24 protein-coding genes and 2 pseudogenes are annotated in these 22,430 nt (G+C 69.1%); 12 read left to right on the forward strand and 14 right to left on the reverse strand.

Annotated elements, in window-relative coordinates; genetic code table 11:
* The 4 genes from AC1RAA_RS25160 to AC1RAA_RS25175 all read right to left on the reverse strand — a co-directional run bounded on the left by AC1RAA_RS25160 (position 1) and on the right by AC1RAA_RS25175 (position 2,128).
* A complete protein-coding gene (locus tag AC1RAA_RS25160; RefSeq protein ID WP_492728085.1) occupies positions 1-744 on the reverse strand; it encodes a thioesterase II family protein in 744 nt (247 codons plus the stop codon).
* Entirely contained in the window at positions 744-998 is a 255-nt protein-coding gene (locus AC1RAA_RS25165; protein WP_095746306.1) for an MbtH family protein, read from the reverse strand. Before AC1RAA_RS25165 ends, AC1RAA_RS25160 begins: the two co-directional genes overlap by 1 nt.
* Before the next feature lie 218 nt (positions 999-1,216).
* The gene (locus AC1RAA_RS25170; RefSeq protein WP_492728087.1) at positions 1,217-1,477 is read right to left on the reverse strand and encodes a DUF4880 domain-containing protein; all 261 of its coding nucleotides are present in this window, start codon (positions 1,475-1,477) and stop codon (positions 1,217-1,219) included.
* Between the two features lie 117 nt (positions 1,478-1,594).
* On the reverse strand, positions 1,595-2,128 hold the full coding sequence (locus AC1RAA_RS25175) for a sigma-70 family RNA polymerase sigma factor (RefSeq protein ID WP_206167912.1): 534 nt from the start codon (positions 2,126-2,128) through the stop codon (positions 1,595-1,597).
* Positions 2,129-2,469: 341 nt separating this feature from the next.
* Between AC1RAA_RS25175 and AC1RAA_RS25180 the strand changes: the two genes are divergently transcribed.
* The 6 genes from AC1RAA_RS25180 to AC1RAA_RS25205 all read left to right on the forward strand — a co-directional run bounded on the left by AC1RAA_RS25180 (position 2,470) and on the right by AC1RAA_RS25205 (position 6,645).
* Entirely contained in the window at positions 2,470-3,282 is an 813-nt protein-coding gene (locus AC1RAA_RS25180; protein WP_492728089.1) for a 4'-phosphopantetheinyl transferase family protein, read from the forward strand.
* 30 nt (positions 3,283-3,312) lie between these two features.
* Positions 3,313-4,161, forward strand: coding sequence for a plasmid replication/partition related protein (locus tag AC1RAA_RS25185; RefSeq protein WP_307696023.1), 849 nt, complete (start codon positions 3,313-3,315; stop codon positions 4,159-4,161).
* A gap of 352 nt (positions 4,162-4,513) precedes the next feature.
* Entirely contained in the window at positions 4,514-5,230 is a 717-nt protein-coding gene (locus AC1RAA_RS25190; RefSeq protein ID WP_369646213.1) for a hypothetical protein, read from the forward strand.
* Positions 5,227-5,751: a GTP-binding protein gene (locus AC1RAA_RS25195; protein ID WP_062469903.1), complete on the forward strand. Its 525-nt coding sequence runs from the start codon at positions 5,227-5,229 to the stop codon at positions 5,749-5,751. The genes AC1RAA_RS25190 and AC1RAA_RS25195 overlap by 4 nt, the downstream gene beginning before the upstream one ends.
* Before the next feature lie 47 nt (positions 5,752-5,798).
* The gene (locus AC1RAA_RS25200) at positions 5,799-6,182 is read left to right on the forward strand and encodes a roadblock/LC7 domain-containing protein (RefSeq protein ID WP_062469906.1); all 384 of its coding nucleotides are present in this window, start codon (positions 5,799-5,801) and stop codon (positions 6,180-6,182) included.
* Positions 6,183-6,285: 103 nt separating this feature from the next.
* Positions 6,286-6,645, forward strand: a complete 360-nt coding sequence (locus AC1RAA_RS25205) for a hypothetical protein (protein WP_095746312.1) — start codon at positions 6,286-6,288, stop codon at positions 6,643-6,645.
* Positions 6,646-6,687: 42 nt separating this feature from the next.
* Here the strand turns inward: AC1RAA_RS25205 and AC1RAA_RS25210 are convergent, their stop codons facing one another.
* The 4 genes from AC1RAA_RS25210 to AC1RAA_RS25225 are packed head-to-tail and all read right to left on the reverse strand — an operon-like array spanning position 6,688 to position 11,169.
* On the reverse strand, positions 6,688-9,039 hold the full coding sequence (locus AC1RAA_RS25210; protein ID WP_492728092.1) for a penicillin acylase family protein: 2,352 nt from the start codon (positions 9,037-9,039) through the stop codon (positions 6,688-6,690).
* Positions 9,036-9,428, reverse strand: a complete 393-nt coding sequence (locus tag AC1RAA_RS25215; protein ID WP_492728094.1) for a Rid family hydrolase — start codon at positions 9,426-9,428, stop codon at positions 9,036-9,038. Before AC1RAA_RS25215 ends, AC1RAA_RS25210 begins: the two co-directional genes overlap by 4 nt.
* Before the next feature lie 39 nt (positions 9,429-9,467).
* Positions 9,468-10,169 carry an aspartate/glutamate racemase family protein gene (locus AC1RAA_RS25220; protein WP_492728096.1) on the reverse strand — a complete coding sequence of 234 codons (702 nt, stop codon included), beginning with the start codon at positions 10,167-10,169 and terminating at the stop codon, positions 9,468-9,470.
* 13 nt (positions 10,170-10,182) lie between these two features.
* Positions 10,183-11,169: a Bug family tripartite tricarboxylate transporter substrate binding protein gene (locus AC1RAA_RS25225; protein WP_492728098.1), complete on the reverse strand. Its 987-nt coding sequence runs from the start codon at positions 11,167-11,169 to the stop codon at positions 10,183-10,185.
* A gap of 59 nt (positions 11,170-11,228) precedes the next feature.
* On the opposite strand from AC1RAA_RS25225, the gene AC1RAA_RS25230 reads away from it, so the two are divergent.
* On the forward strand, positions 11,229-12,305 hold the full coding sequence (locus AC1RAA_RS25230; RefSeq protein ID WP_492728100.1) for a helix-turn-helix transcriptional regulator: 1,077 nt from the start codon (positions 11,229-11,231) through the stop codon (positions 12,303-12,305).
* A 21-nt stretch (positions 12,306-12,326) separates the two neighbouring features.
* Here AC1RAA_RS25230 and AC1RAA_RS25235 read toward each other — a convergent pair whose 3' ends face one another.
* The 5 genes and pseudogenes from AC1RAA_RS25235 to AC1RAA_RS25255 form a co-directional block, all read right to left on the reverse strand.
* Entirely contained in the window at positions 12,327-13,568 is a 1,242-nt protein-coding gene (locus AC1RAA_RS25235; protein WP_492728102.1) for a dienelactone hydrolase family protein, read from the reverse strand.
* Positions 13,569-13,619: 51 nt separating this feature from the next.
* Positions 13,620-14,108: pseudogene (locus AC1RAA_RS25240) on the reverse strand (flavin reductase family protein); the annotation flags it as partial.
* Between the two features lie 9 nt (positions 14,109-14,117).
* Positions 14,118-15,353: pseudogene (locus tag AC1RAA_RS25245) on the reverse strand (styrene monooxygenase/indole monooxygenase family protein); the annotation flags it as partial.
* A 13-nt stretch (positions 15,354-15,366) separates the two neighbouring features.
* The gene (locus AC1RAA_RS25250) at positions 15,367-16,614 is read right to left on the reverse strand and encodes a styrene monooxygenase/indole monooxygenase family protein (RefSeq protein ID WP_487848183.1); all 1,248 of its coding nucleotides are present in this window, start codon (positions 16,612-16,614) and stop codon (positions 15,367-15,369) included.
* 49 nt (positions 16,615-16,663) lie between these two features.
* A complete protein-coding gene (locus AC1RAA_RS25255; RefSeq protein WP_492728105.1) occupies positions 16,664-17,458 on the reverse strand; it encodes an SDR family oxidoreductase in 795 nt (264 codons plus the stop codon).
* A 184-nt stretch (positions 17,459-17,642) separates the two neighbouring features.
* Here AC1RAA_RS25255 and AC1RAA_RS25260 point away from each other — a divergent pair, with 184 nt between their 5' ends.
* Complete coding sequence (locus tag AC1RAA_RS25260; RefSeq protein ID WP_492728107.1) at positions 17,643-18,653, forward strand: AraC family transcriptional regulator; 1,011 nt, start codon at positions 17,643-17,645, stop codon at positions 18,651-18,653.
* Between the two features lie 15 nt (positions 18,654-18,668).
* On the opposite strand, the gene AC1RAA_RS25265 is transcribed toward AC1RAA_RS25260, so the two are convergent.
* Positions 18,669-19,478, reverse strand: coding sequence for a siderophore-interacting protein (locus AC1RAA_RS25265; RefSeq protein WP_492728109.1), 810 nt, complete (start codon positions 19,476-19,478; stop codon positions 18,669-18,671).
* A gap of 110 nt (positions 19,479-19,588) precedes the next feature.
* Between AC1RAA_RS25265 and AC1RAA_RS25270 the strand changes: the two genes are divergently transcribed.
* The 4 genes from AC1RAA_RS25270 (at position 19,589) to AC1RAA_RS25285 (ending at position 22,427) form a co-directional block, all read left to right on the forward strand.
* A complete protein-coding gene (locus AC1RAA_RS25270; protein WP_492728111.1) occupies positions 19,589-20,212 on the forward strand; it encodes a TetR/AcrR family transcriptional regulator in 624 nt (207 codons plus the stop codon).
* Positions 20,213-20,631: 419 nt separating this feature from the next.
* Positions 20,632-21,582 carry a universal stress protein gene (locus AC1RAA_RS25275; RefSeq protein ID WP_492728113.1) on the forward strand — a complete coding sequence of 317 codons (951 nt, stop codon included), beginning with the start codon at positions 20,632-20,634 and terminating at the stop codon, positions 21,580-21,582.
* Positions 21,572-22,087: a hypothetical protein gene (locus tag AC1RAA_RS25280; RefSeq protein ID WP_354343854.1), complete on the forward strand. Its 516-nt coding sequence runs from the start codon at positions 21,572-21,574 to the stop codon at positions 22,085-22,087. The genes AC1RAA_RS25275 and AC1RAA_RS25280 overlap by 11 nt, the downstream gene beginning before the upstream one ends.
* A gap of 76 nt (positions 22,088-22,163) precedes the next feature.
* Positions 22,164-22,427, forward strand: a complete 264-nt coding sequence (locus AC1RAA_RS25285; RefSeq protein WP_492728115.1) for a hypothetical protein — start codon at positions 22,164-22,166, stop codon at positions 22,425-22,427.
* The last annotated feature ends 3 nt before the right edge of the window (positions 22,428-22,430 follow it).

The following is a 22,430-nucleotide window of genomic DNA, read 5'->3' on the forward strand; positions in this document are numbered from 1 at the left end:
CTACCCTTGATGCGCCTGAAGTTGCGCTTGATGAAGATGCGTCGGCAGACGCCGTACCAGCGCCGCGAGAAAGGCGGCCTCGTGTTGCCTGAGAAAGAAGTGCCCGCCCTCGAACCAGTCGAGCGTGAAGGCGCTGCCGGTCTCTTCGGACCAGGCCGCCATGGCCGGCATCTCGATGTCGTCCTGGCGCCCCGCAAAGGCTTGGATCGGCAGCGGGAGCGGTGGCCAGGCGGCGACATGGACGTGGCTGCGGCAGACGCGGCGGTCGGCGCGCAGCGTGTCCAGCGTGATGCGCATGAGCTCCTCGCTCGCGAACACCTCTTCGGGCGTGCCGCCCTGCTTGCGCAGTTCGGCGATCAGCGAGGCGTCGTCTTCACCGCCGTCGAAACGTTCGGGGTCACGCCGGGAAGGGGCCGCACAGCCGGACACCAGCAGCGCGCGCGGCAACGGCCGCCGCAAGGACTGAAGCCGGCGGGCCACGCCATGCACGAGCAACGCGCCCATGCTGTGCCCGAAGAGCGCGAAGTCGCCGCGCATCGCGTCGGCCTGCTCGGCGCAGATCCGCGCGACCATCGCATCGAAGTCCTCGACAAAGGTTTCGCCCATGCGCGCGCCGCGCCCCGGCAGCTCCACCGGCACGATGCGGACCCACGGCGGCAGGAAACGCCGCCACCGCAGGTACATGGAGGCGCTTGCGCCCGCGCACGGCAGGCACAGCAGCGCCAGGGGCGCCTGAGCGCTCATCAACCTGCCGCGGTTTGCGTGGCCGGTGCGTCCGCCTGTTGCTGCTGCATCCATTCGCGCAGCGACCTGGGCCGCATGTCGGTCCAGTGGCTTTCTACGTAGGCGAGGACGGTCTTCTTGTCGCCCTGGACGCCTTCGACGGCGGTCCATCCGCCGGGAACGGCTTTCCAGTGGGGCCAGATGGAGTACTGGTCTTCGTGATTGACCAGAACGATGAAGGCCTCGTCTTCGCGGTCAAAACAGCTCGTCGACATCGGTGCGTCCTTGTGTGATTGAACAGAAGGAGCGCCCGATGGCCGGTCGCGGACCGGATCGAATTGCAGCGCCCCTGCCAACAGGACGCTTCGCAAGCGAATCTGTTCATTTCACGAGGGAGCACTTGGCGGGGGAGATGGCTGCATCCGCCAAGGTGGGCCGGCGGGGCCACGCCACGAACGCGCGGCATGGCGCGCGTTGGCGGGGGCGTCGGGCGTCAGGTGCGGGGCTGCGGCGTGGTGTCGGTGCCGGCGTCGGGCGATTCGTCGCCATCGCCGAAGTCGTTGGCCGGAGGCACGAAGCCCGCGAGCAGCCAGAGCTGTGCGGCCTTGTCGTAGGCACGGCGATGCGCGGGCTCTGCCAGGAGCCAGGTCGTCATTTCCACACGCGCCACGTCATCGAAATTCTCGCGGTCGTGTTCGCGCTGTACCCAGTCCCATGCGGTGCTCCAGATGGGATCGTCTTTTTCCTGTGTCATTCTTGAAAGCCGTTCGCGTTGTCCGTGCAGACCGGCCCCTGAGCGCCTGCAGCCATTGCACAGCGCGCATTCTCGCGGGAAACGGGCGTGCCCCTTCCCACCGTCGGGCGACGGCCTCTAGCGCGAGCCGCTGTCGAGCAGCAGATGGCCGCAGGACTTGATGGCCGTCGCAGCCTCGGCGATCAGGCCATTCACCAGCCCCAGCGCGCAACCCAGGCGCGCCGCGATCTCCCGCTGCGTCAGGCCTTCCAGCCGATAGAGCTCGAACACCAGGCGCGTTTTCGGCGCGAGCCCGGACAGCACCTGGTCGATGGCGGTGATGACCTGGCGCTCGCACATCATGCGGTCCGGCGTGCCGACGTCGGGCACATCCAGGAGTTCGACGTCGACATCGAAGGTGCGATAGCTGGCCTCGACACGGTGGCGCCGGCAGTAATCCAGCGCCATGTTGCGCACCACCTGGCAGCAATAGCCGATGGGCCGGTCGGCCTGCCGCACGCAAGGGCCGTCGACGATCTTCAGGTAGGCGTCCTGCACCACGTCGTCGGCCAGATCCGCCGTGTTGACGATCTTGCGGGCGACGCGCCAAAGCTGCATGCGATGGGCGATGAAGACTTCTCCGAGCGAAGGCTCGGACGAATCCACTGGCATGTTCAACACCTCTTCCTCCTGTGAGCGAGCCGAAACGGTCCGCAAGCCGGTTACTACTTTCTATGCACAAATACAAATAAGAATCATTACTATTTATATGCAAATCTCAAGTCACCGTGATGACCTTCCGGGTCACCGTTCGAATCAAGTGATGTGGGTCCCCGCGAAAATTCGGCGCTGCGAATCGCACGGCCCGGAAGCTCTGCACCAACGCGGAGCCCGGCATTGCCCATGCGGGGGATCGCGATGATAGACCACTTCGCGTCGCATCATTTTTCATGGAAAAAATGCGAACGCGGCCCTTGATCGCCTCCTCATGGCCTCTAAGCTGTGGCCCCTTCATGCCAAGCGTCGCTTCACTCATTCCCTTGCCCGCGGGCGAGATTCACCTCTGGTTCTGCTTTCACGGCGATGCCGGCAGCCCCGAGTTGACGGCCGCATGCCGTGCGTTGCTGAGTGCGCAAGAGCTGTCGAAACAGGCGCGCTTTCACTTCGCACGCGACCGGCATCGCGAGCTGCTGACACGAACGCTGGTGCGCTCGGTGCTGTCGCGCTACGCGCCGGTGGCGCCGCACGCCTGGCAGTTCACGAGCAACGCTTTCGGGCGCCCTCGCATTGGCGCGCCCGACGCCCTTGAAGCAGTCGGCCTGAACTTCAACCTGAGCCACACCGACGGGCTCATCGTGCTGGCCGTTGCGCGCCACATCGAGCTGGGCGTCGATACCGAGAACATCGAACGCAAGGCCGCGCTCGACGTTGCCAACCACTACTTCTCGCCAGCCGAAGCACGGGCATTGGATGCACTGCCAACAGCGTTCCAGGCGGAACGCTTCTTCGAGTTGTGGACGCTGAAGGAAAGCTACATCAAGGCGCGCGGCCTCGGCCTGCAGATACCGCTCGACAGCTTCGGCTTTGCGCTGGACAACCCCGGCACGATCGGCTTCGCGCGCTCGGATTCACGCACGGGCGACGACCCCGCGCAGGGCTGGGACTTCTGGCAACTGCGACCCACGCCGAAGCATCTCGTGGCCCTGTGCGCCGCGCAGGGCCACGCGACGTCTGCCACTACACGCATCGTCTGCCGGGAGATCGCGCCGCTCGAATGGGACCGGCCGCTTGCGGTCGCCACGACCCGCACAAGTGCGGCCATCTAAAATTTCGGCCCTTTCCCCGCACCCGTACCCATGAACATCGTCGTCAACGAAGAACTCAAAGCCTATATCGATCCCTTGACGCCGGAGGAGTACGAAGCCCTCGAACGCAGCATCCTCACCGAAGGCTGCCGCGACGCGCTGGTGCTGTGGGGCGACGTGCTGGTGGACGGCCACAACCGCTACGGCATCTGCCAGAAGCACGGCCTGCCCTTCCAGACCGTGCAGAACACGCGCTTCAAGACGCTGCAGGACGTGCACCTGTGGATGATCGACCAGCACCTGGGCCGCCGCAGCATCTCGGACTACCTGCGCGGCGTGCTGGCGCTGCGCAAGAAGGACATCGTGGACGAGCGCCGCGCCCGCAGCAGCGCCGCCACGCCGACCACCCCGACCACGGCGGACGACCCGCCCTTCGACGTCGACGACGCGCCCGCTTCGACCTCCACTCCCGCTTCCGACGAAGCCCTGCCGCCGCCCGTGCCGCTGAACAGCCGCGAGGCCATCGCCCGCGCCGCGCGTCTGAGCAGCAGCCAGGTCGTGATGATCGAGAAGATCCAGAAGCAGGCCGCGCCCGAGCTGGTGGCGGCCGTGAAGTCGGGCGTGATCTCGATCAACACGGCCGCGGCCGTCGCGTCCCTGCCCGCTGAAGAGCAGGTGTCGGCTGCCAACGCCGGCAAGGACGAGCTCAAGCAGGCCGCCAAGCGCGTGCGCGAGGCCAAGCGCAAGCCGCGCGAGGCCGCGCCCGAAACCGAAGAAGGCGCCGAACCGGCGGCGCTGGACGCCGTGCAGCAACTGCAACAGCGCGTGGCCGAACTCACGGCCGAGAACGCCGACCTACGCCGGCAAGTGGCCGAGCTGCAGGCGCAACTGGCGCACTGACGCCCCGGCGGGCGCCCTTCTCCCCGCCCGCCGCTTTCACCGCCCCCTCCCTGAAACCTCGCGCGCCGCACTGCGGCCCGCGAGGCTTTGTCGCGTCCGCGACCCACTGAAAACAGTTGTTCGTAATCTTGTGTTTTTATTTGCAACAAGTGTTATATTTTTGACGCCACCTCCAAACAAACACTTTAGTTCTCCCAGCCAGCGTTGCGATCGGCGTCTCCGTCCAACTTCTTACAGTGAGTGCTTAAGTTGCAAAAAGAACGGCGATGCCGCCTCCAATCGGTGTTTTCGATGCGGTTGAACGCAACATCCCACAACGGCCGGCCGATGGGCTCGGTGGTGCGGAGGCTGCATGACCGCCGTTAACACCGTTCCCAAAAGTCAACGCGCCCTGCTGAGCTACAGCGTCGAAGGGCTGCCGCACCGCGAAGAAGTGCTGCTCAAGTCGCTGATCCGGCTGCTCGACCACCGCACGCACCAGAACTGGTCGTGGAAGGCCGAGCAGGCCGACCTGCGGGTCGTCGGCGACCAGGTCGCCCTTGCCGCCGCCTCGCCCCAACCGGCGGTGCCCACGTTGACGGTTGCCCATGCCGACCCGCAACGCGGCCCTTTCCTGGCCCTGCCGCTGCACACCGATGCGCTGGAAGTGGTGCTCAACCGCCTCGGCGCGATGGTCGTCCACGCCCGCGGCCTGGGGCTGGCTACGACCGAGGTGCCGATCGGCGAGCACGAAGAATTCCGCATGCTGCGCTGGCCGCCCGCGGCCGTGCTCGAGGCGCCGATCCGCCTGCGCCTGGCCACGCTGATGTCCAACCGGCCGGCGTCGGTGCTGTCGCTGCAGCAGCGCTCGCCCGCCACGCGCCAGGAGTGCGCGGACTTCCTGGCCGACCTGCAGCGCGCCGGCCTGCTCGAACGCGCCGCGCCCCCCGGCGCGCTGGTGGCGGCCTCGGCCCCCGACAGCGTCTTTCCCGACAGCCGCTTCCCGGCACCCGCCCGCGACACCGTGCAGCCCGGCCTGCTCGCACGCATCAGGAACCGACTCGGCTTGCTGCCGTCAGGCCCTCAATGACCGTAGAACACAAGATCCTCTTCACCGGCACCATGGGCGCCGGCAAAACCACGGCCATCGCCGGCGTGAGCGAGATCCCGCCCGTGAGCACCGACGTGCGCAACAGCGACACCTCGGTCGCCAAGGCCACCACCACGGTCGGCCTGGACTACGGCGAACTCACGCTCGACAACGGCGAGAAGCTGCGCCTGTACGGCACGCCCGGCCAGATGCGCTTCGACTTCATGTGGCGCATCCTGGGGCGTGGCGCGCTCGGCGTGGTGATCCTGGTGGACAACAGCCGCCCCGATCCGCTGGCCGACCTGGACATCTACCTGGACGGCTTCGCCGAGCTCATTGCGCAGACCGCCTGCGTGGTGGCCGTGGGCCGCATGGAAACGCACCCGAGCCCCGGCATCGACGCCTACGCCCGGCGCATGGAGGCCAAGGGCGTCGTGTGCCCGGTGCTGCCGGCCAACGTCACCGATGCGCAGCAGGTCGTGCAGCTGCTGGAACTGCTCCTGCTCCAGCTCGAGGTCTGAACGCAGGACGCGCCTCTTTTTCTCCTTTTCCTTCCATTCAGGCAGCAATGAACATCACTCCAAGAATCAGGCTTGCAGCGGAATCGGCCATCGACACCCTGATGCGGGAAATCAAGGGCGTGAAGGCCGTGGTGATCTCGACCGAAGACGGCCTGGAGCTGGCCGCGCGCGTCGAGAACACCGCGCAGGTCGCGCGCCTGTCGGCCATCGCCAGTTCGCTGGCCGCGCTGGGTGCCGTGGCCGGCGAGGAAAGCCAGCTGGGCCACTGCGACAACGTGGCGATCGAGGCCACGCACGGCCACATCCTGATGCTGCAGGCGCGGCATCCCGAGATGACGCTGATCGTGAGCGTGGTCACCAGCCGCGAAGCCATCATCGGCCAGGTCCTGTACTTCGCGAAACAGGCGACGCAGCTGCTGCAGCACGCCTGACGCCGAGCATCGGCGCACCACACCCATTCGACACCGGCAGCCACCCATCCCCTTCGCCCGGGTGGCCGCCGACTTTCAGGGGCGAGGACTAGGAAAGATTTCGATGGCAAATATCAAGCAATCCATGGACGACCTGATGACCTGCGACGGCGCCCTGTGCGCGGCGCTGGTCGATTCGAGCAGCGGCATGATCCTGGGCCAGATCGGCTCGGGCGTCGATCTCGAGGTGGCCGCCGCCGGCAACACCGAAGTGGTCCGCGCCAAGCTGCGCACCATGCGCGACCTGGGCCTGAACGACAGCATCGAAGACATGCTGATCACGCTCGGCAAGCAGTACCACATCATCCGCCCGATGCAGAAGAAGGAAGGCCTGTTCGTCTACCTGGTGCTGGACAAGACCAAGTCGAACCTGGCCATGGCGCGCCGCAAGACGCTCGACGTCGAACAAGGCATGACGGTCTGAGCGGCGTCGTTGCCAGGCTCCGTTCAGGGCCTGGCGACACCGTCACTCGCGCAACGTGCGCCGCTCCAGCTTCGGATCGGCCGCGATCTCTTCTTCAGTGAAGGGCGGCGTCACCAGCTGCTTGCGCGAAAAGAGCTCGAGTTGATCGTCGTGGTGCGGCGAGGCCGGGTCGCTCGACTGCCCGCCCGCCATCATCACGCGCGCCACCGGCTTGCCCTGTGCCCACGTGACCACATGCACGTACGAGGTGCCGGCGATGATGTCGCCGTAGCCGTCCTTCGTGAGCGGCGCGCCCTCCAGCGCATTGAGTACGCCCTGCCCGCCCGGGCCGCCATGCAGCGGCACGCGGCCGCGCGGCGTGGGCCGCGCCAGCATGTCACCCCATTTCTCATCGCCACGCAGCCCCAGCGCCGCCAGCGCATCGGCCGTGTCGCGCACCGCCGCGACGATGCCCGCCGTCACGCCTGCCGCCGACGACACCGGCCGCACGCGGAACGGGTGTGCCGGGTCGTAGGGCTGCGCATACAGGCCGGGCACGTTGTCGAGCCGGGGGCCCAGCTCGGTGAACAGCAAGGCACCACGGCTGTCGACGTTGTGGCGCCGGTCCCACGCGGCCAGGATGCCGCAGGCGCGCTGCACCGTGGCACCGCCCTTCGCGCTGGTGCAGGCGGCCAGCACGGCATCGAGCGTGGTCTCGGCCAGGTGGTTGCGATTGCCGAGCACCATGTCGGTGGCTTCTGCCACGTCGATGCGGCCGTCGGCCAGACTGTCTTCGATCTGCCGCTGCGACATCAGCGTGCGCGCACCGGGCGCAGCCTTCGGACTGCCGAGCAGCAATGAATAGCCATCGAGCTGGCGCCCCACCAGCGAGAGGCTGTAGCTGTCGTTGGCGTTCTGCACAATGCCGCGCGTGGCGAGCGCCGGCAGGCGGCTGGCCGGTGCCAGGCGCGGCCGGCCGTCGGCATCGCGCACGGCACACGCGCTGCGGCGGCCGTCGAGTGCGGCCGGCACAGTGGCGTCGTCGGGCGGCGGTACCACAGCGCAGTCGCGCAACGCGGCATCGCCGATGTCGAGCAGCGGCCCCGACTCGATGTACATCGCCTGCCCCTGGCTGTCGCCCGCGATCAGGTGCGCGGTGATGCCGCGGTTGCGCGCCACCGCCTGCTCGAAGGCGCCGATGTCGCGCGCCTTCGCCACGGCGAGGATCTGGTCGAGCGCGCGCGCATTCGCCACGTTGGGGTCGGTCACGGCATGCCAGCCGGCCGGGCGCCCCGCTTCCGCCGGCAAGCGGTACAGCGGTCCGAGGTGCGAGTACGGCAGGCTGTGGCTTTGCGTGCGCACGCTGCCGTCGGGCTGCTTCACGCGCAGCGCGACGGTCTTCATCGTCAGTTCGCGCGGTGCGCCGTCGACCGTGTACGAAGGCTTCGCGCCGGGCTTCACGTCCAGCGCCACCAGCAGCGGATAGGTCACGGTCGAAGGCGCCTCGATGCTCCAGGCCAGGTGCCGCGTGAAGCCCGACAACGGCAGCGGCAGGCCCAGGAAGTCGGCGCCCATCACGTCGATCTCGCCGGGAATGGTGAGGTGCATCTGGTGCATCAGCAGCCAGTGGTCCTGCCACAGCGTGTGGGGGTTGGCCACCATGATCGAGGTGTTCGTTCCCGTGGCCTCGGCGCCGTAGGCCCAGGCGTTGCTCGCCATGCGCTGCGTCGGCGGGCGGTCGCCCTTGGCCTTCGCCACGGGTGGCGCGCCCAGCTGGTCCCAGGTCGATGCCGAGGCGTACGCTGCGACGCTCAAGGCCTTCCACAGCGAGCCCACCTGCATCGTGGCGCGCACCACATCGCTGGCGGTCATCTGCGGCAGCGCCAGGCCCTTGCAGGCGCCGGGGCGCGCCTCGGGCGGCAGGTCGCGCACCCAGCGATTGAAGCCGGCGGCATAGCCTTGCGCGAGCTGGCGTGCATCGGTGGACAGGCCCTGCCAGGCGGTCTCGACCTCGTCGTCCGACAGCTGCACGCGATAGAACAGATCGCTGTCCAGGTTGGGAATCTGCAGAAAGGCCACGGTGGCCAGGCCGTCCGGGCCGAAGCGTTCCGAGCGCTCGCCGCGCAGCGTGAGCACGCGGTCGGCCAGCAGGCACAGGTGGTCGCGTGCCACGGCATAGCCATGGCCATAGCCCAGGCCCGCATAGTTGCTGGCCTTGATGTGCGGCAGGCCGTATTGCGTCCAGCGCACCTCGGCGCTGTAGGTGTCGTTCGACGCGGGCGGTGTGGGTGGTGGCGTCACGACCGGCCCACCGAAGAAGCCGCCACCGCCTCCGTTGTCGCCGCCGCAGCCGGCCACGACACAGGCAAGCGCGCAGAAGCCCGCGCGCAGCAACCCGCTGGCGCGCGGTGTCATGGCCTGGCCCCGCCCACCGGCTGGCTCTTGCGCGCAATCACCTGCATCTCCACCCACGCCTTCGGCACGGCGATGCCGGCCAGCATGGCGGTGCCCGTCGGCTTGCAGGGCAGCACTTCCGACAGCGTCTTCACCACCGCGCCCAGGTGCTCGGCGCCAGCCACGATCAACGTGTAGTTGATGACCTGCTCGAGCCGGCCGCCACAGGCCGCCAGGTACTTCTCGATGTTGCGCACCATCAGGCGGGTCTGGTCCTCGGCGCTGACGGCGAGCGTCTGCGTGTCGTAGTCCATGCCGATGGTGCCGGAGACGAAGATCCACTCGTCGTCGAACATCGCGCGGCTGTAGGGCGCATTGACAAAGGGCAAGGGAAAGTTGGCGGTCTGCATGCGGTGGTCTCTCTTTCGTTCTCGGTGTGTGGAAATGAATCAGGCCCGGGTCATCTCGCGCACGATGGCGCGGGCGTGGATGTCGGTGGAATCGAACAAGGGTGCGGCGCACGCGATCCAGGGCTTCACGGCGCTCAGCTCTGTGCAGCCGAGCACGATGCCTTGCGCGCCGCGCGCCACGAGCGCGTTGCACAGCGTCGAGATGACGGCCGCGTCGGCGGGGCTGGCCTCGCCGCGCGCCAGCGGCCCGAAGATGGCTGCGTCGAGCGTGCGGCGTTGCGCGGCGTCGGGCAGCACCAGCTCGAAGCCCGCGCCCTCCCCCAGCATCTGGCCGAAGAACGGCGCGTCGAGCGCGAAGCTCGTGGCCAGCAGGCCGAGGCGGCGCATCGAGGGGAAGCGCGACGCGATCTCGTCGCCGGTTTCGCGCGCCACGTGCACCAGCGGCACGCCCGCCGCGGCCTGCACGGCGTCGGCCGCGAAGTGCCCGGTGTTCGCCAGGATCGCGATGAGTTCCGCGCCGGCCGCTCGGGCCTGGCGCGCGGCGGTTTCCATCTGGGCGCGCGCATCGTCGCGGCGCCCTTCGGTCATCGCGGCGACGACGCCGGCGAAGTCCAGGCTCACGATCACGCAGCGGGCCGAGTGCAGGCCGCCGAGTTCGCGCTGGATGTGCTCGTTCAACAAGCGGTAGTAGCTGAGCGTGGAAGGCCACGCGACGCCTCCGATCAGGCCCGCGGTTTTCATGACGCGTTCCTTCTCAGTCGAGCTTGAAGCCGAGCTTGCGGATCACCGGGCTGTAGCGCACCAGGTCGCTGTCGATGCGGCCCTTGAGTGCGCTCGCGCTGGTCTGCGTGGCCGGCTCGAAGCCGAACACCAGCAGCTTCTCGACCACATCGGGCTGGCGGATCGCCCAGTCAACGCCGTCGCTCACGCGCTTCGCGATCTCGGGCGGCAGGCCGGCCGGCCCGACCACGCCGAACCACACGGAGAAGTCGACGCCCTTGTAGCCCAGCTCGTCGAGCGTGGGCACGTCGGGCAGGCCCGAGAAGCGCCTGGCCGAGGTGACGGCCAGGATCTTCGCGCGCCCCGCCTTCACGAACTGCACATAGGGCGCCATGCCGTCGAAGGCGGCGTCGATGTCGCCCGCGATGGTGGCCTGCGCCACTTCGGCGCTGCCCTTGTAGGGCACGCGCGTGGTCTCGATGCCGGCGCTGCGGTTGAACTCTTCCAGCGCCATCTGCGACAGGATCGCGGCCGCGCCGATGTTGATCTTGCCGGGGGCGGCCTTGGCGCGCTTCACCAGCTCATGCACGTCGCCCACGCTGCCTGGCTGGGTGCGCGCGATGACGGCCGTCGGCGAGGTGATGGCCAGCGCCACCGGCGTGAAGTCTTTCCTCGGGTCGTAGGGCAGCCGGTTGTACAGCGACGGGTTGAGCACGAAGGTCTGGTCGATGGACCACAGCAGCGTGTAGCCGTCGGGCTGGGCTTTCATGATCTCCTGCGCGCCGATCAGCGTGTTGCCGCCCGGCTTGTTGTCGACCACCACCTGCTGGCCCAGTTGCACCTGCAGCTTGGCCGCGATCAGCCGCGCGGCCACGTCGGCGCCGCCGCCCGCCACGAAGGGCACGACGAGGCGAATCGGCCGCGAAGGCCAGGCACTCTGCGCACCGGCAAGCGCCGGCAGGCACCCCGCGGCGAGGGCCCCCAGGAGCCCCAGAAACCGGCAGACACGTCGAGCATTCATCCATAAACTCCGTTCAAACCAAAGTGTTGCAACGCTAACGCCGCCTGTCAGGGTTTTCTATGCCGATCCCATCGCAGACTGTGCCGATCCAGCCTTCACCGTTCACGGCCGCCGCGCTGCGCGAGGACGATTTCAACGCCGCGCTGATCCGCCTGCCCGCCGACCGCCCCCTCGCGCTGCCGGCCCTGCACGACGGCGCGAGCCGCGAGGTGCGCTGGCCCGACGACGGCGGCCGCATCCTGCGGCTGCGCACCACGCCCTGGGAAGGCGCGAGCGCGCTGTACTTCGATTTCAGGTTGAACGACGACCTGCACGTGCAGCTGGCGCCCGGCAACGAGCTGCTGCTGACCTTCTTTCTTTCGGGCCACGTCACGGGCGAGATCGGCAGCGCGCAAGGGCGGCCGCTCGACTTCCGCGTCGACCGCGCGCTGCTGCGCACGCCGAACCGCGACGGCGGCTACCTGATCCACATTCCCGGCGCCTGCCGCAACAACTTCGTGCAGTTCCGCCTGCGACGCGACCTGCTGCCGCGTTGGCTGCATGCGTTGGGCGTGCGGTTGCCCGCACGGCAGATGAGCGAGCTGGTCGAGCGCGACGACGGCCGGGTGCTGTGCAACGCGGCGCTCACGCCGCGCGTGCGCGACTGCCTGGCGCGCATCGGCGACGAGCCCTCCGATCGCCCGGCCTTCGTGCCGCTGTTCCACGCACGTGCGACCGAGCTGCTGACCTGCGTGCTGCTCGACCTGGCACAGCTGCTGCGCCCCGCACGTTCGGAAGACACCCACGGCAGCGCTGCGACGCAGACGGTGCGCAGGCTGCGCGCGCTGCTCGGCGAAGCGCCGGCGCAGGCGTGGACGGTCGATGCGCTCGCGCAGCGGCTCGACCTGCGCGCCACGCGGCTGCAGGCGCACGTGAAGGAGGCGGAGGGCACGACGGTCTACGGCCTGCTCGTCGCCGAGCGGCTGGCGCTGGCCGCTCGGCTGCTGCGCGACACGCAGCTGAGCGTGCAGGCCATCGCGGCCGAGGCGGGGTGGGAGTGCCACGGCCGCTTCACCGCGGCATTCCGTAAGCAGCACGGCATGGCGCCGCGCGACTACCGCTTGCAGCAGGCGCCGCCGGCCAACAGCGGCGCCTGAGGGATCAGCCGCGCGGGCGTGTCAAGCGCGCGTCAACAGCGTGTTCGACGGCAGCGTCTCGTCGAGCAGCTTGCGCGCCGTTTCCACGCCCGCCACCGGCAGCAGCGCCGCGTCGAGCAGGCCCACCTGCACCAGCACGCTCGCCTGGTCCCAGTAGATGTGCTCGTGGTAGAGCTTGTCGCCGCGGAACTTGATGACCGCGAGCAGCGGGATCTCCACGCGCTTTCCGGTGGGCGCCACGCCGGGCAGCATCCACGGGATTTCGGTGGTGTGGGTGAAGCAGAACAGCATCTCGTCGACCACCTGCGTCGCGCCCACGGTGCGCGAGATCGGCACCAGCGAGGTGTCGGGCGGATTGCTGTTGACGAAGTGGTTCGTATAGAACGCGTGCAGGTTCTTGTAGCCCACGCCGCCGGTCATGGTCGGGATGTGGTTGACGTAGGGCTCGGCCACCATGGTGCCCATGGTGTCGTCCACGTTGCGGGTGCCGAACTCGTACTCGCAGTGCTTGTCCCACAGCGCGGCCAGGTCGTAGTTCGGGCCGATGGCCGACTTCAGCGCGGCCACGCTGCGCTCGTGCGCCATGAGCGCCGAGGCGCGGTGGAAGTGCTCGCCGCCCACGCGCGCAAAGGCGTGGTCGACGCCCGGGTACACATGCACCTCGACGTTCGGCCGGCCGCGCAGGGTCTGCACGATGCGGTCGCGCGCCTCGGGCGGGCAGAAGCCGTCGAGCTCGGCCACGTGCAGCGCCAGCTTGCAGCGGATGCGGTCGGCCTCGTCGAGCGCGGCGTCGATGCCCACGCCGTAGTAGCCCACGGCCACGTCCGCGTCGGTGCGGCAGGCCGCCAGGTAGGCGAGCTTGCCGCCCAGGCAGAAGCCGAGCACGCCGACCTTGCCGCCGGGCACCTCGGAGCGCTGGCGCAGCGCGGTGATGGCGGCCTGCATGTCCTGCATGCCGAGCGCTTCGTCGAAGCCCTGGTACAGCGCGAAGGCGCGCTGCCAGTCGTCGGGCGTGTAGCCCAGCTGCACATCGGGCTCCTGGCGCCAGAACAGGTCGGGCACGAGCACCACGTAGCCTTCCTCGGCGTAGTAGTCGGCCACGTCGCGCATGGTCTTGTTGACGCCGAAGATTTCCTGCGCGAGCACCAGGCCCGGGCCGGTGCCGCCGCGCGGCAGGGCCAGGTAGGCGCCGAAGCTGCCGCTGCCGTCGGCGGCCTGGATGCGGATGTCTTGCGACGACGATGGGGATGCCTTGTTCTGCATGGGTGTGTGACTCCGTTCAATGCTCAAAGGTGGACGTGGGGAACCAGGGGCTCACTGTACGCATTCCGGATGGCGCGTCGTGACCTGGTAGTAGCCCGAGTGAAAAACCAGCGGCTCGCCGTCGAAGCGTTCGTAGCCTTCGACCTCGCCGATGAAGATCAGGTGGTCGCCGCCGTCGTACTGTCGCACGTTGCGGCACACGAAGCGCGCGAGCACGCCGTTGAGCAGCGGCACGCCGGCCGTGCCTTCGCAGCAATCGACGCCGCCGAACTTGTCGGCCTGCGGCGTCGAGAACTGGCGCGACAGATGATGCTGCGGCGCGGCCAGCACGTTGATCGCGAAGTGGCTCGCGCCGGTGAAGTCGGCCACGCTGGGCGCCTGCCGCGCCAGGCTCCACAGCACCAGCGGCGGATCGAGCGACACCGACGAGAACGAGTTGGCCGTCATCCCCACGCGGCGCCCGTCGAGTGCGCGCGTGGTGATCACGGTGACGCCGGTGCTGAACTGGCCGAGCGCCTTGCGGAAGTCGCGCCGGTCGAAGCGGTCGACCGCCGCCTCGCGCGCCTTGGCTTCGAGAAAGCGGTCGGCCTCGGCCGCGTCGAACCACCAGGGCGCGAAGTTGCGCGGGTCGTCGAAACCGTTGACCACCGCGCTCGCCACGGCCGGCCGGTGCGTGGCGCTCTGCAACAGCTTCTGCAGGTGCGGCGCGGGCGGTGCGAGCAGGCTGTGCGTCCAGTCGGTGGCCCAGCGGGCGTAGCCCTCCCAGTAGCGGTCGAAGGTCTGCTGCATCCACGCGGCGTCGAAGGGCGCGTCGCCGTGCTCCAGGATGCGCTTGAGGTAGATGTCAGCCGCCTTGGCCGCGTTGTTCGAGCCCTGCCCCGTGATCGGGTCGTTGAGCACCACCGCATCGGCGAGCCCCAGCACCTGGCGGCCCGAGGGCAGCGTGGCCACCGGGTGGCGCACCACGGGCGTGACGCGGCCACGCAGCACGCCGTGGTCGTCGGTGAGCTCGATGTGTTCGCAGCGCTCGGCCTCCCACGGCAGGAAGGTGGCCAGGATCTGCTTGCTGCGCGCCAGGTGCTCCTGCGGCGTCTTCACGTCGTCCCAGCAATCCATCGGGCCGCCGGGCACGCCTTCGAACACCATGATCTCGCACGGGCCACTGGTGGTGAGCGCCGGGAACACGAAGTACTCGCCGACACCCGGAATGAGGTTGAAGCTCACGGCCGCGAACGGTTCGCGCGGGCGCATGCCTTTCACGTAGGTGAGCGCCAGCGCGCGCTGCGGCGCGTCGAACGGGGAGCGCGCGTCATCGCGCGGGAACAGCGCCGAGATTTCGCCCTTGCCGCTCGCGACGACCACGAGGTCGTGCGTGCGCGCGCAGTCTTCCAGCGTGTCGAGGTCCGCGTCCTGGTGCACGAGGCGGCCGCCACGCGCTTCGAAGAGCTGCATCCACGCAGAGATCTTCAGGCGCTGATCGACCGACTGCGCGGGGCCGTCGAGCTTCGCCTCCCACGCGATGGCGCGCTGGCCTTCCGGGCTGCGCACCGACATGCCGATGCCCTCGACCACCGGGCAGGTGTCGGTCCAGCTGTCGAGCCCCAGTTCGCGCTCGGTCTGCAGCGCGGTCTCGAACATGCACTGGCTGGACATCACCGGCCCGTCGAAGATCTCCTGCGCCGTGCGGTTTGCATACACCGTCACGGCGTACCCTTTGGCCCGCAGGCCCAGTGCGAGCTGCATGCCGGACTGGCCGGCGCCGACGATGGCCACGCGTCGTGTCATGCGCTGGCTCCGCCTACGCAGCCGCCGCGGCGGCCGCGCAGGTGTCGAGGTAGCGGTCGGCCTCCTGCGGGTCGGCGAACCACGGGAAGAAGGTGCGCGGATCGTCGAAGCCGTTGGCGATGGCGCTGGCCATCGGCGCCACGGCGCCGGCGCTGCCGAGCAGCTTGAGCACATGCGGCGGCGGCGGTGCGAGCAGCATGTTGGTCCAGCGTGTGACCCACTGCGCATAGCCGAACCAGTAGCGGTCGAAGGTCTGCTGCATCCACGGCGCATCGGCCGCGCCCTCGCCGCGCGCCAGGATGCTCTTCAGGTACGTGTCGGCGCACTTGGCCGCGTTGTTCGAGCCCTGCCCCGTGATCGGGTCGTTGAGCACCACCACGTCGGCCAGGCCGAGCACCTTGCGGCCCGAGGGCAGCGTGGCGATCGGCTTGCGCACGGTGGGCGCGAAGCGGCCGGCGAGGATGCCGTTGTCGTCGGTGAGTTCGATGTCGGCGCAGCGCTCGGCCTCCCAGGGCGTGAAGGTGTCCAGGATCCACTTGCTGCGCGCCAGGTGCTCCTGCGGCGTCTTCACGTCGGCCCAGCAGTCCATCGGGCCGCCGGGCACGCCTTCGAACACCATGATCTCGCACGGGCCCGTGGTGGTGAGCGCCGGAAACACAAAGTACTCGCCCACGCCCGGAATCAGGTTGAAGCACACGGCCGAGTACGGCGTGCGTGGGCGCATGCCCTTCACGTAGGTGAGCGCCAGGGCGCGCTGCGGCTGGTCGTAGGTCGACTTGGCGGCGTCGCGCTCGAAGAGCTTGGAGATCTCGCCCTTGCCGCTGGCCACCAGCGTGAGGTCGTGGCTGCGGGTGCAGGCCTCGAGGTCGTCGATGCCGGCGTCCTTGAAGACCAGCTCGCCGCCCTTCTGCTGGAACAGCGTCATCCAGGCCGGCACCTTCACGCGCTGGTCGACCGACTGCGCGCTCGAGTTCAGCTGCGCCGCCCATTCGATGGCCTTGGCGCCCTTCTGCTCGGGGTGCGGCACGGCGAAGCCGATGCCATCGACCGTGGGGCAGTCGCTGGCCCAATGGTCGAGTCCGAGGTCGCGCTCGACCTGCAGCGCGGTGTGGAACATGCACTGGCTCGACATGACCTTGCCGTGGCGGATGTCGTCCGCCGTGCGGTTGCTGTACATCGTGACTTCGTAGCCTGCGTCCAGCAGGCCCAGTCCCAGTTGCAGGCCCGACTGGCCCGCGCCGACGATGGCGATTCGCTTCATGGCTTGCTCCTTCTGTGTTGTCTCGTGAGGGTGTTGTTGTGGATGCCGATCAGGGTTCCATCAGGCGGGGAATCGCGGGCACGGCCTGCTCCGGGCCCATGGCGGAGTAGCCGCCGTCCACCGCGTAGTCGGCGCCGGTGACGAAGCTCGCGTGCTCGGAGCACAGGAACAGCACCACCTGCGCCACCTCGTCGGGGTCGCCGACGCGCCCCAGCAGGTGGTAGGGCGCGGCCACGCGGTCGGTGCGCGCGCGGTCGCCGCCCGTGAGCTGGTCCATCACGGCTGACCAGGTCCAGCCCGGCGAGACGCTGTTCACGCGGATGCGGTCGGGGGCGAGGTCCATCGCCATGTTGCGCGTGAGCTGCGCCATCGCGGCCTTGCTCACGGGGTAGAGCCAGCGCCCGGTCTGGGCCACGCGCGACGAGATGCTGGTGAAGTTGACCACCGCCCCGCCGCCGGCCGCCACCATGTGCGGGTGCGCCGCCTGCAGCATCGCGACGGCGCTGGCCACATTCACGTTGAACGAGGTGAGCCAGTCGGCGCGCGGCGACTTGAAGCCGTCGTCCACGTACGAGCACGCCAGGTTCACCAGAAAGTGCACGCCGCCGTGGCGGGCCGCGGCCTCGTCGACGCAGGCCTTCACCTGCGCGTCGTCGGTGATGTCGGTGCGCACGAAGCGCGCTCCGGCGCCCAGCGCGTCGGCCAGCGGCTGGCCCTTGTCGGCGTCGATGTCGGCGATGACCACCTTCACGCCCGCCGCGTGGAAGGCGCGCACCACGCCGGCGCCTATCAATGTCGAACCACCCGTGACGATGGCGCTTTTGCCTTCGAGTCCCTTGAACATGACGCTTGCTCTCCTCGGTTGAATCGCCGGTTCGGCGAATGGACCAAAGGTAGAGCGCCGGGCCTCGCCGGCCGATCCGGAAAACGCAGGCGCTGTCCTTGCCGCGCAGGTTTTTTCGGGGGTTCCAAGGGACGGCCCGAATTGTGGGCTGGAAGGCTTTTTGCTACGGTCTGCCCGCTTCCCTATGGAAACCGCCACCGCCCCACGGCTGCCGTTGCAGCGTTACCGTTTGTTCGAGAGCCACGACATGGACGAGGCGCGCGAGAGCGTGGCCCGCGTGTTCTGCCCGCACGGCCTCACCATGCTGCGCCCGCGCACCGAACTGGACGCCTGCCACCATAGCGCACGCCTGCACCGCGACGTGAGCCTCAATTACGTGCAGTACGGTCCCGGCGTCCAGATCGACCCGGGCTACCTGCAAGACTTCTTCTTGTTGCAGATTCCGTTGCGCGGCGGCGCCGACATCCGCTGCGGCGGCCAGCAGGTCGAGGCCACGCCGCGCGTCGCCTCGCTGCCCTCGCCCACCGAACTGCTGTCGATGCGCTGGGCCGACGACAGCCCGCACCTGATCGTGCGCATCGCGCGCGCGGCGCTGCTGTCGCGGCTCGAGGCGCTGCTGCAGGCGCCGGTGCGACAGCACCTGGTGTTCGACCTCGGTGTGCCGCTGGACAACCCCGCGCTCGCGCCGCTGGTGCACTTCATCGACTACCTGCGGCTCACGCTCGATGCCGGCAATGCGCTGCAAGGCGGCGGGCGCCTGGCCGAGCATGCCGAGGAGTACCTGATGTCGAGCCTGCTGATGTCGGCCGGCCACAACCACTCGCGCGCGCTCGCCGGCGACGCGCAGCGCCACCTGCTGCCGCGCGCGGTGCGCAAGGCGCAGGAGTTCATGGCCGCGCACGCCGAGCAGCCGCTGTCGCTGGCCGACGTGTGCCGCGAGGCCGGCTGCAGCGCACGCGCCCTGCAGATCGCGTTCCGCCAGCATGCGGGCCAGGGACCGATGGAGTTCCTGCGTGAGCTGCGGCTGGACCGGGTGCGCGCCGAGCTGCAGGCCGCGGCCACGCAGACGGGCGTGCGCGACGTGGCGGAAAAATACGGTTTCCTTCACCTGGGCCATTTCGCGGCCCAGTACCGCGCACGCTTCGGCGAGCGGCCTTCGGACACCCGCGCGCGCCACGCACCGGCGGAACACTGACCCGGCGCGTCGGGCTCAGGCCCGGTCGCGGTGGTCGGCTTCGCCGTGCTTCCAGTAGCCCTTGGCGGTCAGGCGCGTGCGCGCCAGGCCTTGGTCGTTCAGGAAATGGGCGCGCAACGTGCGCACCACGCCCGACTCGCCCGCCAGCCAGATGTAACCGGGCCCCGCCGGCTGCGGCCGGTGCATCAGCTGTTGCTGAAGCGCCAGCCCCGGCTCGGCCGGATCGCCGGTGAGCCAGCAGGTGCGCAGCACGGCCTGGCTGCGGATCTCCTGCACATCGGCCGCCGTGGGCACTTCGACATAGGTCTTGAGGCGGATCTCCGGCCCGAGGGTCGCGGCAATCGACTGGATCGCAGGCAGCGCGGTCGCGTCGCCGGCCAGCATCACCCAGCGCGCGTCGTCCGGGAGCGCGAAACCGCCGTCGCGCGGCCCGGCGAAGCCGATGCGTTCGCCCGGCTGCGCCCGTGCCGCCCAGGCCGAAGCGGGGCCTTCGTGGCCGCTGTCGCCGTGCAGCACGAAGTCCAGCTCGAGCGTGGCGGCGACGCGGTCGATGCGCCGCAGGGTGTAGGCGCGCCCTTCGCCGCCGGGCACGAACACCTTCACCCAGGCGCCGGGTTGGTCGGCCGCCGCGTGGCGCAAGAAGGCCGCGACGTCCGGGCCGCCGAGGGTGATGCGGCGCATGTGCGGCGTCACGAGGCGGCACTGGAGGACATGGGCTTCCAGCCGCGTGCCACGCTCGGGTGGGACCGCGGCGATTGGCTGCAGGAGCGGGAAGGCGGAAGGCAACGCACGCGGCGCGTGGGCCTCGGAGGCATTGGCTGTCATGGTGTGTGTATCGATTCGGATGTTGCGAACTCTTGAATGCGAGCATTTGCTCGGTTCTTCTTAGAATACGAGCCTTCACTCGCATTGAAAACTCGCATTCGGAACGCCCGATGAAATCCCTTCCCCAGCCAAGAAAGGCGCCGCGCCAGGCGCGCTCCCAGCAGATGGTCGAGGTCATTCTGGAAGCCACGGCTCGCGTTCTGGGAGAACGCGGCTATGCCGGCACCAACACCAACGTGGTGGCCGAACGCGCCGGCGTGAGCGTGGGTTCGCTCTACCAGTACTTCCCGAACAAGGACGCGCTGATCACGGCGCTGCACGAGCGGCACGCGGGGCAGATGTACGCGGTGATCGACGAGGTGCTCGCCGCCTCGCGTGCGCGCAGCCTGCGCGGGCGCGTGCAGGCCATGGTGCGCGCGCTGCTCGCGGCGCATGCGCTCTACCCGGCGCTGCATCGCGTGCTCGAAAAGGAATTTCCCTTCTTCGACACGCCGCGCGAAGAAAGCCCGGCCGACCACGACATCTTCCGGCGCGTGCGCCAGCTGCTGGACGAGCACCGCCCCGAACTCGCGCCGCGCAACCTCGACCTCGCCACCTGGGTGGTGCTGCAGATCATGGAGACGCTGGTGCATGCGGCCGTCATCGAGCCGCCCGCGCAATTCGAGCCGGCCGCGCTCGAGGCCTCGATCGTCGATGCGCTCATGGGCTATCTCTGCGGCCCGACCGGGCGCTAGACAGTGGGATCTCATGCGTGAACCTCCAGGAAGACAGGGACAGACACGGAAACACGTCCCCTCCTGCGCATGACAAATGAAAAGGAAAAATGGGAAGCCCAACCGCGCACACCCTGCACCGCGCGGCTCCAATCTGGCAAAGGTTGTGCGGGTACTGAGCGGATTCGGCCGCATCCGGCCTAGACTCCCCCGCATGAACGCCCAGCCCTTCCTCCACACCTCGACGTCCCGCCCCGGCGGTTGCACGCCTGCGTGGGCGCGGATGACAGCGGCGGCCCAGCAGACGCCCGCACATTCCTGAGCCCGGCGGTCCGCCTCTTTCCCCCTCTCTCTTTTCAGCGCAAACCATCGACCGCCGGGCACCTGCCCCGCGCGGCTGCGCCCCCGTCATCCGGGGTCGCGTTCGACTGGAGTGCGTCATGCATCATCATCAGGTTCAGCGGGAGCACGCCCTTCCCGGAGGCGGCGTCGCATCCAGCACGCCGTCCTTTCAATCCATCCTCGCCGTCACCGACCTGACGGCGCGCGGCAACCGCGCGGTCGAACGCGCCGCCCTGCTCGCGGCCGAGCACGGCGCGCTGCTGAAGCTCGTGTACGCGCCCGCGGACCTGGCGCCGCTCGCGCACGCCGAGGCGGCGACCGCGCTCGCGGGGCTGGCCCGCGCCATGGCCTCGCGCTTCGATGTGCTGGTCAAGCAGGTCGCGGGGACGGGCGGCGGCCTCGCGCAGATCGTGGACGAGGCGCGCTACATCGACCTCGTGGTGCTGAACCACGAACGCGACCGCTCGCCCGCCGCCTTCTTCACCGGCCAGCCCGTGGAGCGCCTGCTGCGGCAGCTGCGCTGCCCGGTGCTCGTGACGCGGCTCGACACGCGCCTGCGCTACAGCCGCATCCTCGTGGCCGTCGACTTCACGCCCGCCTCGCGCGAGCTCGTGAGCCTGGCCCACGGGCTGGACCCCGACGCCGCGCTGGAGCTGTTCCACGCGCTCAACACGATGCACGAGAGCAAGCTGCGCTACGCCGAAGTGTCCGAACACGCCATCAAGACCTACCGCCACGACAGCATGCGACAGGCGCGCGAGCGGCTGTTCTCGCTCACCGACTCGTCCAGCGCGCGGCGCAACCGCGTGCTGTCGGCCATCGGCCGCGGCGACCCGGCGCGGCAGGCCACGGTGCAGCAGCAGCACGCGCGCGCCGAGCTGCTGGTGGTCGGCAAGCGCCGCGCCCATCCGCTGGCCGACTTCCTGTTCGGCAGCGTGGCGCAGCGTGTGCTGTGCTGGGCCACGGGTGACGTGCTGGTCGTGCCCGCCGACCGCCGCGCCGACACCCCGTCGCTCGTCATTTCGAGGAAGCTGCAAGATGTTCGCTGAAGACCCCCTCACCAAGTACCCGCTGCGCCAGTCGCTGCTGCCCGGCGCCGAAGGCCTGGCCGTCTTCGCCCAGCGCGGGCCGGTCGACTGGCTCTCGCGGCCCGACCAGTACGTGTTCATCTGCGAAGGACGCGGCGGCCGGATCTACGCGGCGAACGAGGCCGCGCTCGAAGAGGCCCAGCAGCTGATCCGGGACGCGCACGGCGACCAGGTCGTCTCGCGCGAACCCGAGATCCACACCTTCGTCGATCCCGCGCTCGACGCGGTGGTGGAGCCGATCATGTTCCTGCGCCTGAAGAGCCCCCGCGCCTACGCCACCGTGCTGCGCGACGAGCTCGACCGGCGCCGCGCGGACGTGAAGGAAGAAGACCTGCAGCGCCACGACGTCGTGATCCGCGCCGAGGTGCGGCTGGCCGACCTCATGGGCTATGCGAAGGCGGCGCTGGCGATGTCGAACGGCTCGGCGGTGATCTGGAACTGGCTGCTGCGCTATGGGATGGCCTGAGGGCTGCGGCCGGGCGCCTTCTCCCCTCCCACAAACCCGGTAGCCGGATTTCGGCCGGCGCGGCTAGATTTGCGGCATGGCCGACAACCCGCTGTTCCTCTTCTTCACGATGACCGAGAAATTCTCGGACCACCTGAGCGCGACCGGCGCCTATCCAGAGAAGTTCGTGCTGAACCTTGCGCAGCACGACACCTACCTGCGCGACGTGGCGCTCTTCAACGCGGGCCGCCAGCGCCCCCTGGACCCGGCCTTGCACATGGGCATCCGCATCGAGATCGATGCGGCCTCGCCGGGCGTGATGGTGGCTTCCGACGGCACGCGGGTCCTGCTGCTGGGGTAGCGC

It is taken from the genome of Variovorax sp. GW823-FHT04F07 (assembly GCF_058795995.1).

Coding starts and splice junctions, on each gene's coding strand:
- AC1RAA_RS25160 (WP_492728085.1), bottom strand. CDS start 744: ATGAGCGCTCAGGCGCCCCTGGCGCTGCTGTGCCTGCCGTGCGCGGGC.
- AC1RAA_RS25165 (WP_095746306.1), bottom strand. CDS start 998: ATGTCGACGAGCTGTTTTGACCGCGAAGACGAGGCCTTCATCGTTCTG.
- AC1RAA_RS25170 (WP_492728087.1), bottom strand. CDS start 1,477: ATGACACAGGAAAAAGACGATCCCATCTGGAGCACCGCATGGGACTGG.
- AC1RAA_RS25175 (WP_206167912.1), bottom strand. CDS start 2,128: ATGCCAGTGGATTCGTCCGAGCCTTCGCTCGGAGAAGTCTTCATCGCC.
- AC1RAA_RS25180 (WP_492728089.1), top strand. CDS start 2,470: ATGCCAAGCGTCGCTTCACTCATTCCCTTGCCCGCGGGCGAGATTCAC.
- AC1RAA_RS25185 (WP_307696023.1), top strand. CDS start 3,313: ATGAACATCGTCGTCAACGAAGAACTCAAAGCCTATATCGATCCCTTG.
- AC1RAA_RS25190 (WP_369646213.1), top strand. CDS start 4,514: ATGACCGCCGTTAACACCGTTCCCAAAAGTCAACGCGCCCTGCTGAGC.
- AC1RAA_RS25195 (WP_062469903.1), top strand. CDS start 5,227: ATGACCGTAGAACACAAGATCCTCTTCACCGGCACCATGGGCGCCGGC.
- AC1RAA_RS25200 (WP_062469906.1), top strand. CDS start 5,799: ATGAACATCACTCCAAGAATCAGGCTTGCAGCGGAATCGGCCATCGAC.
- AC1RAA_RS25205 (WP_095746312.1), top strand. CDS start 6,286: ATGGCAAATATCAAGCAATCCATGGACGACCTGATGACCTGCGACGGC.
- AC1RAA_RS25210 (WP_492728092.1), bottom strand. CDS start 9,039: ATGACACCGCGCGCCAGCGGGTTGCTGCGCGCGGGCTTCTGCGCGCTT.
- AC1RAA_RS25215 (WP_492728094.1), bottom strand. CDS start 9,428: ATGCAGACCGCCAACTTTCCCTTGCCCTTTGTCAATGCGCCCTACAGC.
- AC1RAA_RS25220 (WP_492728096.1), bottom strand. CDS start 10,169: ATGAAAACCGCGGGCCTGATCGGAGGCGTCGCGTGGCCTTCCACGCTC.
- AC1RAA_RS25225 (WP_492728098.1), bottom strand. CDS start 11,169: ATGAATGCTCGACGTGTCTGCCGGTTTCTGGGGCTCCTGGGGGCCCTC.
- AC1RAA_RS25230 (WP_492728100.1), top strand. CDS start 11,229: ATGCCGATCCCATCGCAGACTGTGCCGATCCAGCCTTCACCGTTCACG.
- AC1RAA_RS25235 (WP_492728102.1), bottom strand. CDS start 13,568: ATGCAGAACAAGGCATCCCCATCGTCGTCGCAAGACATCCGCATCCAG.
- AC1RAA_RS25250 (WP_487848183.1), bottom strand. CDS start 16,614: ATGAAGCGAATCGCCATCGTCGGCGCGGGCCAGTCGGGCCTGCAACTG.
- AC1RAA_RS25255 (WP_492728105.1), bottom strand. CDS start 17,458: ATGTTCAAGGGACTCGAAGGCAAAAGCGCCATCGTCACGGGTGGTTCG.
- AC1RAA_RS25260 (WP_492728107.1), top strand. CDS start 17,643: ATGGAAACCGCCACCGCCCCACGGCTGCCGTTGCAGCGTTACCGTTTG.
- AC1RAA_RS25265 (WP_492728109.1), bottom strand. CDS start 19,478: ATGACAGCCAATGCCTCCGAGGCCCACGCGCCGCGTGCGTTGCCTTCC.
- AC1RAA_RS25270 (WP_492728111.1), top strand. CDS start 19,589: ATGAAATCCCTTCCCCAGCCAAGAAAGGCGCCGCGCCAGGCGCGCTCC.
- AC1RAA_RS25275 (WP_492728113.1), top strand. CDS start 20,632: ATGCATCATCATCAGGTTCAGCGGGAGCACGCCCTTCCCGGAGGCGGC.
- AC1RAA_RS25280 (WP_354343854.1), top strand. CDS start 21,572: ATGTTCGCTGAAGACCCCCTCACCAAGTACCCGCTGCGCCAGTCGCTG.
- AC1RAA_RS25285 (WP_492728115.1), top strand. CDS start 22,164: ATGGCCGACAACCCGCTGTTCCTCTTCTTCACGATGACCGAGAAATTC.